Source organism: Neisseria arctica (genome assembly GCF_022870905.1).
GTDB classification, from domain to species: Bacteria; Pseudomonadota; Gammaproteobacteria; order Burkholderiales; family Neisseriaceae; genus Neisseria; species Neisseria arctica.
On sequence record NZ_CP091510.1, the window covers coordinates 65,697 to 78,200 of the forward strand.

9 protein-coding genes and 1 tRNA gene are annotated in these 12,504 nt (G+C 49.1%); 7 read left to right on the forward strand and 3 right to left on the reverse strand.

The window, feature by feature from the left end:
* The first annotated feature begins 31 nt into the window (after positions 1–31).
* The 3 genes from LVJ86_RS00285 (at position 32) to purB (ending at position 3,582) form a co-directional block, all read left to right on the forward strand.
* Entirely contained in the window at positions 32–1,201 is a 1,170-nt protein-coding gene (locus LVJ86_RS00285) for a benzoate/H(+) symporter BenE family transporter (protein WP_047760809.1), read from the forward strand.
* Positions 1,202–1,526: 325 nt separating this feature from the next.
* Positions 1,527–2,135 (forward strand): YdcF family protein, encoded by a 609-nt coding sequence (locus tag LVJ86_RS00290; protein WP_161796053.1) that lies wholly within the window; start codon positions 1,527–1,529, stop codon positions 2,133–2,135.
* 76 nt (positions 2,136–2,211) lie between these two features.
* Entirely contained in the window at positions 2,212–3,582 is a 1,371-nt protein-coding gene (gene purB, locus LVJ86_RS00295; protein WP_047760811.1) for an adenylosuccinate lyase, read from the forward strand.
* A 78-nt stretch (positions 3,583–3,660) separates the two neighbouring features.
* On the opposite strand, the gene LVJ86_RS00300 is transcribed toward purB, so the two are convergent.
* The 3 genes from LVJ86_RS00300 to luxS all read right to left on the reverse strand — a co-directional run bounded on the left by LVJ86_RS00300 (position 3,661) and on the right by luxS (position 7,413).
* The gene (locus LVJ86_RS00300; protein WP_047760812.1) at positions 3,661–5,829 is read right to left on the reverse strand and encodes a primosomal protein N'; all 2,169 of its coding nucleotides are present in this window, start codon (positions 5,827–5,829) and stop codon (positions 3,661–3,663) included.
* A 329-nt stretch (positions 5,830–6,158) separates the two neighbouring features.
* Entirely contained in the window at positions 6,159–6,854 is a 696-nt protein-coding gene (murU, locus tag LVJ86_RS00305; protein ID WP_047760813.1) for an N-acetylmuramate alpha-1-phosphate uridylyltransferase MurU, read from the reverse strand.
* A gap of 52 nt (positions 6,855–6,906) precedes the next feature.
* Positions 6,907–7,413 carry an S-ribosylhomocysteine lyase gene (gene luxS / locus LVJ86_RS00310; protein WP_047760814.1) on the reverse strand — a complete coding sequence of 169 codons (507 nt, stop codon included), beginning with the start codon at positions 7,411–7,413 and terminating at the stop codon, positions 6,907–6,909.
* A gap of 240 nt (positions 7,414–7,653) precedes the next feature.
* On the opposite strand from luxS, the gene murJ reads away from it, so the two are divergent.
* The 4 genes from murJ (at position 7,654) to LVJ86_RS00330 (ending at position 12,238) form a co-directional block, all read left to right on the forward strand.
* Positions 7,654–9,195: a murein biosynthesis integral membrane protein MurJ gene (gene murJ / locus LVJ86_RS00315; protein WP_047760816.1), complete on the forward strand. Its 1,542-nt coding sequence runs from the start codon at positions 7,654–7,656 to the stop codon at positions 9,193–9,195.
* 286 nt (positions 9,196–9,481) lie between these two features.
* On the forward strand, positions 9,482–11,020 hold the full coding sequence (locus LVJ86_RS00320; RefSeq protein WP_047760817.1) for an ABC transporter permease: 1,539 nt from the start codon (positions 9,482–9,484) through the stop codon (positions 11,018–11,020).
* A 61-nt stretch (positions 11,021–11,081) separates the two neighbouring features.
* Positions 11,082–11,158: transfer RNA gene (locus tag LVJ86_RS00325), tRNA-Met, on the forward strand.
* 345 nt (positions 11,159–11,503) lie between these two features.
* Positions 11,504–12,238 (forward strand): LytR/AlgR family response regulator transcription factor, encoded by a 735-nt coding sequence (locus LVJ86_RS00330; RefSeq protein ID WP_047760818.1) that lies wholly within the window; start codon positions 11,504–11,506, stop codon positions 12,236–12,238.
* Positions 12,239–12,504 lie beyond the last annotated feature (266 nt).

Here is a 12,504-nt window from a genome sequence, read left to right on the forward strand (position 1 = left end):
TGTTATAAATAGATTTTTTGTCGGTCTGCTTATGAAACCGCCAGTATCTATTTTCTCTCCTTCTTATTTTGCCGCTGCAATTGCCGCCGTGTTGGTTTCATACGGTAGTAGTGCGGTGATCATTTTTCAGGCGGCACAGGCATTGGGTGCCAGTGGTAGCCAAATTATTTCTTGGTTTACGGCCATTGCCTTGGCTTGCGGTGTGCTGACTTTAACACTAAGCCTGCGTTACCGTGTGCCGGTAATGATTGCATGGTGTACGCCCGGAGCAGCTGTGATGGCAGGTTTATCGGGTATCTCGCTGCCGCATGCGGTAACGGGCTTTATATTTGCCGGAGCTTTGATGTGGCTGGTATCGGCCAGTGGCTGGTTTGATCGTTTGGTACGGCTGGTACCACCGACCTTAGCTTCTGCAATGTTGGCCGGTATTCTGATGAATTTCGGCAGTCGTGTTTTTACTGCCATGCAGGGGCAAACTATTTTAGTGTTGTTGATGTTGGCGGTATATCTGTTGGCGAAAATCCGTATGCCGCGCTACAGTATTTTGCTTATGCTGCTGGTAGGGTTCGGTTATGCCGCTTGGCAGGGAATGATCAATACCCGGATGTTACAGTGGCAGCCGCCCGTGTTGGAGTGGGTAACGCCTGAGTTCCACTTCGGGCATATGATCAGTATCGGTTTGCCGCTTTTTATTGCCGCATTGGCGACGCAAAATTTGCCGGGAATGGCGATTTTACGCAGCTATGGTTATGACACACCAGCCAAACCCCTAATCAGCAGCAGTGCGGCGGCAACGACATTGTTGGCACCTTTGGGCGTATTTATGGTGAATTTGGCAGCCATCAGCTCGGCTATATGCATGGGTAGCGATGTGGATAAAGATCCTGCCAAACGTTATTTGGCTAATGTGTGGTTGGGAGTGCTATATTTGATTTTGGGCGCGGCAGGCGGTATGGTGGTGGCTTTGTTTAGTGCCTTGCCTCCTGAATTATTGGCTGCTTTGGCAGGTATTTCCATTTTCGGTACATTGTTGGCCAATTTGGTCGGTGCCTGGCAGGATGAAACTACGCGTGAGGCCTCTTTGATTACCATGCTTGCTTCTGCTTCGGGGATGACGCTTTTCGGTATCGGCAGCGCATTTTGGGGGCTGGTGTTGGGTGCGGCGGTTTACCATCTAAACCGCAAAACGGCGGTGCGTTAAGTTGGCTTTAAAATACGCGCGGGGCATGATCATTGAGGTTGGTTATGATTATGCAGGTTCTCGCCCGATAGCCTGGATAGGGTAAAAAAATATTACTTATAGTTATCCGAGGCCGTCTGAAACAGATTCAGACGGCCTCGGTTTTATACATGCACTATTAATAAAATTAGACCAATGGTTGTGGTTGAATAACTTTGATCATTATCACCTCAGGCTGGCCGGTGTTGTTTGCATAACATTCTTTTACCCATTTTGGCGAACATCTCCGGTATTTTATTGCCTGATAATTTTCATATAATTAAATGTTGCAGCAGGATTTATGCTCTTGAAACGATTTTCTTTGAAAAAAATCTTATTGTGTTTACTGGCCGTACCTTTATCGGCGGGGTTGCTCTTGTTTGCATGGGTGGTTTATACCGATGTCCGCCAAGCGCGCAAACCGGTAGAAGTATTGCACCATGCTGATTCGGCAGTGGTACTCAGTACGCTGGCTTATCCGGGCGGAAAACTCAATCCGTGTTTGGTTTCCCGCGTAGAGGCAGGCGTGGAGTTGTTGAAGGCGGGTAAAGTAGAGCGTCTGGTTATGTCGGGCGGCATGAGCCGGGATCATGTGGTCGGAGCCGAAGTGATGCGTGATTTGGCTGTGCGTATGGGAGTTTCTGCCGAAAAAATCAAAATGGAAACCCGCTCTTCTACCACTTATGAAAACATCCTATACAGTACGCCGCTGATTTGGGAGGATCACAGCGTAATACTGGTGAGTAACGGCTTTCATCTCAAACGTTCGCAGTGGTTGGCACGCGCGCAATGGCCCGGGAAGGATATCCAACTGTATTCCGGCAGTTATTGTTATCCCGATTTTCAAACCTATCTTTTTGACCTGACGCGAGAAGCTGCGGCAATTGTGAAAAACGGTTTATTGGGGCGTTATTGAACATGCCGTCTGAAAGCAGCTTGATGTATAATCAGCGGTTATTGCGACCTTTTGGCCTTATAGAAGGATATCCCACATGATCAATCCCATTTCCGCTTTATCACCGCTTGACGGCCGCTATGCCAAATCCGTAGAAAGTCTGCGTCCGATTTTTTCCGAATACGGCTTGATGAAAGCCCGTGTCAAAGTTGAATTAAGCTGGCTCAAGGCATTGGCTGCCGAGCCGAAAATTACCGAAGTGCCGGCATTCAGTGATTTCACCATTAAAGAAATCGATGAAGTGATTGCCGGTTTTTCATTGGAAGACGCTGCTGCGGTAAAAGCTATTGAGGCGACTACCAATCACGACGTTAAAGCGATTGAATACTGGTTGAAAGAGCGCTTTTCGGGTGTTCCCGAAGTGGCTGCCGTGAGTGAGTTCATCCATTTTGCCTGTACCAGCGAAGACATCAATAATCTGTCCCATGCTTTGATGCTGCAAGAAGCCCGTGAAACCGTATTGCTGCCGCAGTTGGGCGAAATTACCGGCAAGCTGACGCAAATGGCGCATGATTTGGCTACCGTGCCGATGATGAGCCGTACCCACGGTCAGCCCGCCACGCCAACCACGCTCGGTAAGGAAATCGCCAACGTAGTCTATCGTTTGCAGCGTCAAATCCAATCGCTTCAAGCACAAGAATTTTTGGGCAAAATCAATGGGGCGGTAGGCAACTATAATGCCCATATGGTGGCTTACCCCGATGTGGATTGGGAAGTGCATTGTCGTAATTTTGTAGAATCCGGTTTGGGTTTGACATTCAACCCTTACACTATCCAAATCGAGCCGCACGACTACATGGCCGAATTTTTCCAAACCCTCAGCCGCATCAACACGATTCTGATTGATTTCAACCGCGATGTTTGGGGCTATATCTCTTTGGGCTATTTCAAGCAGAAAGTCAAAGCGGGCGAGGTTGGCTCTTCTACCATGCCGCATAAAGTTAATCCGATTGACTTTGAAAACTCCGAAGGCAATTTGGGTATGGCCAATGCCGTATTGGGCTTTTTGGCGGAGAAACTGCCCGTTTCGCGCTGGCAGCGTGATTTGACCGACAGTACCGTTTTACGCAATATGGGCGTGGGTGTCGGTTACTCGGTGCTGGGGTTCGGCGCACATCTGCGCGGCTTGAACAAACTCGAGGCCAATCCCACCGCTTTGGTTGCCGATTTGGATGCCACTTGGGAGCTGTTGGCCGAGCCGATCCAAACCGTGATGCGCCGCTATGGTGTGGCCAATCCGTATGAAAAACTGAAAGACCTTACCCGCGGTAAAGACGGCATTACGCCCGAAGTGTTGAAAGTGTTTGTCGAATCGTTAGATATCCCGGCCGAAGCAAAAGCCGCATTATTGGCATTAACACCTGCGCTTTATGTGGGTAAAGCCGAAGAATTGGCAAAGCGTATTTAATGTTTGGTCATTAAAACAAGTGAAAATATGCCGTCTGAAAAATAATTTTCAGACGGCATATTTGTATGATAGCGCATACTACATTTCTACCGGATCAATATCCACCGACCACCGTATCTGAGAGCCTTTGTATTGTTGCAGCATTTGTACCCACAGGCTGACTGCTTGGTGAAGGGCTTTGCGGGAAGGGCTTTCCAAAAACAATTGGGCACGCTCCCGCTCGGCCAAGCGCGCCATACTCATCGGGACGGCGCCGAGTTGGGAAACCTCGGCAGGAAGCAGCGGGGCAAGGGTGTTTTTAATATCGTTCAGAAAGTCGGCGGCTTCTTGCATCTGCACGGCATCTGCACGAATAGCGGCTTGAAACCCGTGGGGCGGCATAGCGAACAGGCTGCGTTCGGCAAGCTCCTTGTCGGCGAAGTCGCGGTAGTTTTGCGAGCAAACGGCTTTGAAAACAGCGTGTTCGGGCAGTTGGGTTTGAATCAGCACTTTGCCTGCGGCTTCAGCTCTGCCTGCCCGTCCGGAAACTTGCATCAGTTCGGCAAACAGCCGCTCCGGTGCGCGAAAGTCCGCACTATACAGGCTGCCGTCCGCGTTTAATACGATTACCAAATTCAGTCGTGCGAAATCGTGGCCTTTGGCCAGCATTTGCGTACCGACCAGAATGTCGATTTCATTACCGGCAATACGCTGATAGAGAGACTGCCAATCGTTTTTATTGGCGGTACTGTCTCTATCCACCCGCTCAATAGCTGCCGAAGGCAGGGCGCGGCGCAAGGTTTCTTCGACACGTTGGGTGCCGTGGCCGACAGCAGTCAGGTCTTGGTTGCCGCATTCGGGACAGTGATGCGGTACGGCTTGGCGGTAATCACAATGATGGCAGCGTAATTGGCGTGCGCGCTGGTGTAAGACCATTTTTGCCGAACAGTGCGGACAGCCGAATGTATGGCCGCAGTCGCCGCAAAACAAAGCAGGGGCAAAGCCGCGACGGTTGAGGTAAACCAGTGACATCCCGCCTTGGCGGAAATTGTTTTGCAGCAACTTCAAAGCCGGCTCCGAAAAGCCGTTATCGAGTTTCAGACGGCGTACATCCAAAATCTGTACTTGCGGCGGTTGTGCCGCGTTGTGGGCGCGTTCGGCCAACTCAAGCAGACGGTAGTTGCCGTTTTGCGCCTTATGCCAACTCTCGAGAGAGGGGGTGGCACTGCCCAATACAATCGGGCAGCCTGCTTGTTGCGCCCGCCAAACCGCCAAATCACGGGCATGATAGCGCAATTCGTTATCTTGCTTGAACGAACCATCGTGTTCTTCGTCTACCACAATCAGGCCTAATTCTAGCAGCGGCGTGAATACTGCCAAGCGGGTACCGATAATCAGTTTGGCTTCGCCCGTGAGGGCGCGCAGATAGTCTTGCGTGCGCTTGCCTGCTGCGGTTTGGCTGTGCAGTACGGCTGTGGGTACTTCGCCGAAGCGTTGGGCCACCCGCTTGAGCAGTTGGGGGGTAAGGTTGATTTCGGGTAGCAGAAATAGAACTTGTTTGCCCAATGCCAGAATTTTTGCCATGGCATCGAAGTAAACTTCGGTTTTACCACTGCCTGTGATGCCGTAAAGTAAAAACGGCTGAAAACCGCCAAAAGCCGATTCAATGGCGTGGGCGGCTTGCTGTTGCGCCGGATTTAAGATGTGTGCAGACGGCTTGAGTGACGGTGTCTCCAGCGGTACCGATGTTATCCAGCCTTCCTTCTGCCATTGTGCCAGCAGTTTGCCCGCTTCCGAATGGATTTTTTTTAAGGCGGCGGTATCGGCGCTACCGTTTTGCAGGGCTTGCCATAGCGCGCGCTTTTTATGGTATCGGCCGGGCGGCGCTTCTTGGCGCCGGCCTGCTTCGTTAAGTGTGTAAAATACGGGCGGTTCAGGTTGGACTACGGCTTTGGTTTCTTTCAAACCTTGCGGTAGTGCGGCAAAAACGGCTTGCCCTGGCGGATAATGATAATAACGGGCAGTAAAGGCCAGCAGCTGTCGCCAGCTCTCAGGCAGTAAGGCTTCGTTTTCGAAGACTTCTTCTACCGCCAATATTTTTTCAGGCGGCAAATCACATTCGATACCGCTTGCCCAAACAATGCCAACCTGCCGCTTGTGGTTGAACCTGACGGCAACGCGCGTACCCGCCGCAAGGGTAACGGGGTGGCGGTAGGTGATAAGACCGCCGCCAAACGGGGTGTTGACGGCAATATGATGATAAATCATGTGGTTATACTTTATAGCGGCAGAAGCGTTTTATAGTTTCTTGAAATACGGATGGGGAAACGGGCAAATTTTATACGTTAAGGCTTGGTTGGCATGTATGGTTTTGAAGGCCGTCTGAAAGAATATGTTCGAATTATCTAAGTTACCGTATTTATCTGTAACGTTATTTCAGACGGTTTTTTATCTTGTGCTTATGTGTAGAGGCCGTCTGAACGTTTTCTGCAATTTTTTCGGGGTTGGCTATAGATATTATGATGCGTAATCATCCACACCATTGGTTTGGTAAGTTATCGATAATGCGGATATTTTTCAGACGGCCCCGATGTTTGCTACCAGCCTTGCGCCAGTTTGTCAGCCTCGGCCAAACGCTCGACCGTACCTACATCCAGCCACAAGCCGTGGTGGTGCTCGCCCGATACCAGCCCCTGATTCATGGCGTTACGCAGCAACGGAGCAAGCTTGGCAGCTTGGCGCGGCGGAGTGTCGGTAAATAAAGCCGGGCTGTATACGCCCATGCCGCTGAACGTTAGAGCTGTACCGCTGTCGCTGTGAGATAGGACACTGCCGTCTTCCTGTAGGGAAAAATCACCGTTCGGATTGTGTGGCGGATTGTCTACCAGCCATAAATGTGCTGATTTCCCTTGTTCCTGTAAAGCTTCTGCGGCAGAAAAAGCAGTGCTGAAATCAATGTCGGTCATCACATCGCCGTTAACCACCAAAAAAGGCGTATTTCCCAACAATGGTAAGGCGGTGGCAATACCGCCGGCGGTTTCAAGGCCGGTTTCGCCTTCGGGAGAATAAGTAATACTGAGGCCGTAGGAGCTGCCGTTGCCTAAAGCTTCTTCGATTTGGTAGCCCAGCCAAGCATGGTTGATGACGATTTCTTCGAACCCTGCGGCTTTCAGACGGCGCAGATGCCAACCGATGAGCGGTTCGCCGCCGGCTTTGAGCAGCGGTTTGGGGCAGCTGTCGGTCAGCGGGCGCATACGCTCTCCGCGACCGGCGGCCAAAATCATGGCTTTCATGGTGTCTCCGTAGGAAAAGGCGGGTTTGGATACCGCCTTTGGGGATTGCGAATCAGGCGTTTAATAAGTTTTCGTCAAGCTCGAGGTCTTCATTTTTATTGACGCGGATATCGCTTGATAACACTTTCTCGGCAATACTTTGCGCCTCTACCAGCGAGTGCATTTGGTAAGTGCCGCATTGGTATTCGTTGAGTTCGGGAATCTGGTTTTGGTTTTGCACGGCAAGTACGTCTTGCATCGAGGCACGCCATGCTTCGGCTACCCGGCTTTCTTCGGGTGTGCCGATCAGGCTCATATAAAAACCTGTGCGGCAGCCCATTGGCGAGATGTCGATGATTTCAACATCGCTGCTGTTGAGATGATCGCGCATAAAACCGGCAAACAGATGCTCTAAAGTATGAATGCCTTTTTCGGAGAGGATTTCTTGATTGGGCACGCAAAAACGCAAATCGTATACGGTAATGTTGTCACCCTTGGGTGTTTGCATGGTTTTGGCAATGCGGACGGCGGGAGCGTGCATACGGGTATGGTCTACTTTGAAGCTGTCTAGTAAGGGCATGGCTTTTCCTGTTTCGATAGGGTTGTGCGGGTATGTGCCGGCATTAGTTGCCGGTGCCCGTATCATAACATTTTTGCTTTTTAATGGGGTATGGGTGGTTTGCCCGTTATGCCGCAGGAGTGTTTGGAAGATACGCTTGCGGCAAAAGCGGAGCAAAGCTTGGGCGCTGGTATATAATGGCGGTTTTGCCGCAGTTTTAGCTGTGCGGCGGTTTTATTTGTTTATTTTCAAAGTGAACGTATGAATCTACTTGGTGCGCTGGCGAGAGTCGGCAGTTTGACTATGGTGTCGCGGATTTTGGGTTTTGTACGCGATACGATTATTGCCCGGGCGTTTGGTGCGGGCATGGCGACGGATGCTTTTTTTGTGGCGTTCAAATTGCCTAATCTGTTGCGTCGTGTATTTGCCGAAGGGGCGTTTTCACAGGCTTTTGTGCCGATTTTGGCCGAATATAAGCAAACCCGTTCCGAAGAGGCGACAAGGGCGTTCATACAGCATGTGGCGGGTATGCTGTCGTTTATTTTGGTGATTGTGACGGCTATCGGTATTCTGGCGGCACCTTGGGTAATTTATGCGTCTGCACCGGGTTTCCGTACAAACCCCGATAAGTTTGCTTTGTCGGTTGATCTGTTGCGCGTTACTTTCCCTTATATTTTCTTGATTTCTCTGTCGTCTTTTGTAGGGTCGGTATTGAATACTTATCATAAGTTCAGTATTCCTGCCTTTACGCCTACTTTTTTAAATATCTCTTTTATCGTATTTGCCCTGTGGTTTGCGCCGTATTTCGACCCGCCCGTGATGGCTCTGGCGTGGGCGGTATTTGTCGGCGGCGTGTTGCAGCTGGTGTTTCAACTGCCGTGGCTGTTCAAACTCGGTTTTTTGAAAATGCCCAAGCTGGATTTTAAAGATGCGGCGGTAAACCGCGTGATGAAACAGATGGCGCCGGCAATGCTGGGTGTGAGTGTGGCACAGATTTCTTTGGTGATTAACACTATTTTCGCTTCGTTTTTACAGTCGGGCAGCGTGTCATGGATGTATTATGCCGACCGTCTGATGGAGTTGCCGACCGGCGTGTTGGGCGTGGCTTTGGGTACGATTCTGCTGCCGACTTTATCCAAACACGTAGCCAGTGATAATACGAAAGAATTTTCGGCATTGCTCGATTGGGGTTTGCGGTTGTGTATGCTGTTGGCGATGCCGGCGGCTGTGGCCTTGGCGGTATTGGCGTTTCCGTTGGTGGCGACTTTGTTTATGTATCGTGAATTTACGCTCAATGATGCGGTGATGACGCAAAATGCGCTGATTGCTTATTCTTTCGGCTTGCTGGGTATGATTGTCGTGAAAGTATTGGCTCCGGGTTTCTATGCGCGCCAAAACATTAAAACCCCGGTAAAAGTAGCCATTTTTACTTTGGTGGTTACGCAGCTGATGAACTTGGCTTTTATCGGCCCTTTAAAACATGTCGGCCTGGCCTTGGCTATCGGTTTGGGTGCATGCTTGAATGCGGCATTATTATACGTATTGTTGCGTAAGCAAGGGTTATACCAGCCGGGAGCCGGTTGGGCAGTATTTTTGGTGAAACTACTTACTGCGCTTGCGATTATGGGTAGCGGCTTGTGGGCGGCACAAACCTACTTGCCGTTCCAGTGGGTGGGCGCACACGGTATGCAGAAGATGATACAACTTGGTGCTTTGGTTGTGTTGGGGATGGCGCTGTATTTCGGAGCCCTGTTTGCTTTCGGTTTTAGACCGCGCCATTTCAAACGCTCGGAAATGCAGTAATACTATCGGTATGAAAAAGGCCGTCTGAAAACAGTTTTCAGACGGCCTTGTTAGATTATCAGGGTTTTATAACACCATCTATAAGCAGTAGCCAAGTAATTGAATATTAAATAAACTGTATTTGTAACCATTCGGGCAGGATGCCGAAATCATTTTTATTGAAAAGGGCGATATATTGCCGGGCATATTTACCGGAATCGCTTCTAACGCATATTAAGCCTGCTATCGTTTATGGTTGCTGTTTGTAATTTTACGCTATTTCAAGATTCATCATTTTGAGGTCTTTATGACACTTCCCCGATTGTCGGCTACTTTTTTGATCGCATTACTGCCCGTCGGTTTTTTGATACTGATGGTGGTCGCGCCTTTGTTGGCATTGGCCGGTTACGGGCAGAGTGTGCCGGCTTGGCAAATGTTGGAAGACGATTATTTCCGTTGGCGGATCGGTTGGACGGTATTTCAGGCAGCCTTAACTTGTGGACTGACGGCAGTTTTGGGAATACCTGTGGCGTGGGTGTTGGCGCGCTTTCAATTTCGCGGGCGCAGCCTGGTTCTACGCTTATTGATGCTGCCTTTTGTGATGCCTACATTAGTGGCGGGTATGGGTGTATTGGCTTTGTTTGGCGCGCATGGTCTTTTATGGGCCGGCTGGCAGGATACGCCTTATTTATTGTTGTATGGCAATGTATTTTTTAATTTGCCGGTATTGGTGCGGGCTGCTTATCAGGGTTTTTTGCAAGTACCGGCAGAAAGGCTGCAAGCCGCGCGCGTACTTGGCGCAGGAACCTGGCAGCGTTTCGTATCGGTGGAGTGGCCGGTGTTGCAACCATGGTTGGCCGGCGGTACCTGCTTGGTTTTCCTCTATTGTTTTTCAGGCTTCGGGCTGGCTTTGTTGTTGGGCGGGAGTCGTTATACCACTGTAGAAGTGGAAATTTACCAGTTGATTGCTTATGAGTTGAATATTGCCGAAGCTTCGGTATTGGTATGGCTGGTGTTGGGGGTGACAGCTTTGGCCGGCGGGTTGTATGCGTGGATTAGCAGGCGTACGGCGTCCGGGAAAAGCATCCGTATATTGCAACCCGTTTCACCTCAAGGTTGGCGCCAGTGGTTGTTATTGGCAGCCGCATTAGGCATTTTGGCGGCTTGCTGCGTATTACCTTTGGCTGCCGTTGCTTTACAAGTATTCGGTGCTGGAGAATCGTGGGCGGTTTTATTGGAGGCTGAAACCTTACGTGCAGCATGGAATACCTTCCGCTTTACCCTTTCAGCCATGATATTGGCTGTAATATTGGGAGTGTTTCATGCTTGGTTGGCTAAAAGAGTCGTATGGGTGCGTGGCCTGACGTTTTTGCCTTTTATGGTATCGCCTGTTTGTGTGGCGTTCGGTATTTTGCTGCTGTATCCGCAGTGGACCGCTTCCTTACCGTTGTTGATCGCTACTTATGCTTTATTGGCTTATCCCTTTATCACTAAAGACGTTTTAGCCGCTTGGGACGGATTGCCGCTTCATTATGCCGCAGCCGCGCGAAGCATGGGGGCGAATCCGTTTCAGACGGCCTGGTTTGTTACTATTCCGCTACTGTTACCTGCTTTGCGCCGGGGACTGACTTTGGCGGCGGCTACCTGCATCGGAGAATTTGCCGCCACCTTGTTTCTCTCTCGCCCGGAATGGCAAACCCTTACAACGCTTATCTACTATTACTTAGGTACGGCAGGGGCGGATAATCATGACCGTGCGATGGTATTAACCTTATTCTTAATGCTTTTGGCATTGTTGGCATTTTTAGGCTTGGATGCGGCAGAAAAAAAGAATGGGGCCGTCTGAAAAAATAATAAAATTATGCTTGACTTTATACAATGTTTATTGTATATTTTCATTCTTCAGACGCGGGGTGGAGCAGCATGGTAGCTCGTCGGGCTCATAACCCGAAGGTCGTAGGTTCGAATCCTGCCCCCGCAACCAAATTTTTAAAACCCCAGAAGAAATTCTGGGGTTTTTTCTTTATTTGCTCTTCTGAGCAAACAATTTGATCATATGAGTGAGTCTGTATTAATGATGAGTTGTGTGCAGATTTTTTATCCGTGTCGGTATTTGCCGCTATTTTCAAAGTTTTTGCCACACTCTTTTGGATAAAGTCAGTATGATAGTTAATATTTTAATTTGCAAAACAAATTGATTTTTAACTTTTAATATTTTATTGCTAAATTTCGGTAGTTTATTGATAAACGGGTGAAATTTTCCATTGATAAGCAAAAGTATTCATCATATTATATGCCTGATGATAACCATAAAAATTGATAACATATTATGCCGAGTGCGATAATTGTCGAAGATGAAGTGCTGGCTTCCGAACGGTTACGGGTATTACTGGAAGAATGTAATGTTGTGTTGCTGAAGACTTTCTCACATGCGCGTCCGGCATTGGACTGGCTGAGCATGCATGAAGTTGATATCGTATTTGCCGATATCGGCTTACCCGAAATCGACGGCTTGGAGTTTATCGAAAGAATTAAACGACTGGCCAAAAAGCAGCCCGAAATTATTTTTACCACCGCCTATGAAGAACATGCGTTGAGGGCTTTTGAATTGGCTGCGGCAGATTATCTGTTGAAGCCTATCAAGCTCGCACGCCTGCAAACTGCATTATCACGTGTAAGCGAGCGGATACAAGAGCAGGTGGATGATTTTACCCATTTCAAAGTATTTAGCCGTGAGCGGATGGTGGAGATTCCTTGGCAACAGGCACGATATCTGTTGGCCGAGCAGAAAACTGTATTCCTTTTTACCGGTGACGGCCAATGCTATGAATTACCTAAAACACTGGTGTATTGGGAAGAACTCTTGGGTGAGAAAATTATCCGTATCCACCGTAACGCTTTAGTGTTCCGCCATACGCTTGACTGCTTGATCAGACTGGATGGTGGTGATGAAGAGGATACCAATGCCAGTTGGGCTGCCAAAGTATTGGATGTGCCGGAGCCTTTGGCCGTTAGCCGCAGACAGCTTTCGGCAATTCGTAGAATTCTGCGTCATGGCATGTAGGTTTGTTAAAGCCAAACCGATTGGGAAAAATTGTTTTAATACAACCTGATGAGACTGTTTGGGTACAGACCAAGAGGCCGTCTGAAAAATATCAGGTTAAGATTTAAATTGATTGAAATGCCGTTTGGAAAAATTTCAGACGGCATTTTTATTGGCTGCTGCAAGCGTAGGGTTAGAAAGCTCAGTGTGGCTCGTATGGTTGGGATTTGGTTACTTGGAGTTTAACTTCGAAAAATGTGTTGATGCTTGCTAAGAATAAAACCAAT

Coding starts and splice junctions, on each gene's coding strand:
- LVJ86_RS00285 (WP_047760809.1), top strand. CDS start 32: ATGAAACCGCCAGTATCTATTTTCTCTCCTTCTTATTTTGCCGCTGCA.
- purB (WP_047760811.1), top strand. CDS start 2,212: ATGATCAATCCCATTTCCGCTTTATCACCGCTTGACGGCCGCTATGCC.
- LVJ86_RS00300 (WP_047760812.1), bottom strand. CDS start 5,829: ATGATTTATCATCATATTGCCGTCAACACCCCGTTTGGCGGCGGTCTT.
- murU (WP_047760813.1), bottom strand. CDS start 6,854: ATGAAAGCCATGATTTTGGCCGCCGGTCGCGGAGAGCGTATGCGCCCG.
- luxS (WP_047760814.1), bottom strand. CDS start 7,413: ATGCCCTTACTAGACAGCTTCAAAGTAGACCATACCCGTATGCACGCT.
- murJ (WP_047760816.1), top strand. CDS start 7,654: ATGAATCTACTTGGTGCGCTGGCGAGAGTCGGCAGTTTGACTATGGTG.
- LVJ86_RS00320 (WP_047760817.1), top strand. CDS start 9,482: ATGACACTTCCCCGATTGTCGGCTACTTTTTTGATCGCATTACTGCCC.
- LVJ86_RS00330 (WP_047760818.1), top strand. CDS start 11,504: ATGCCGAGTGCGATAATTGTCGAAGATGAAGTGCTGGCTTCCGAACGG.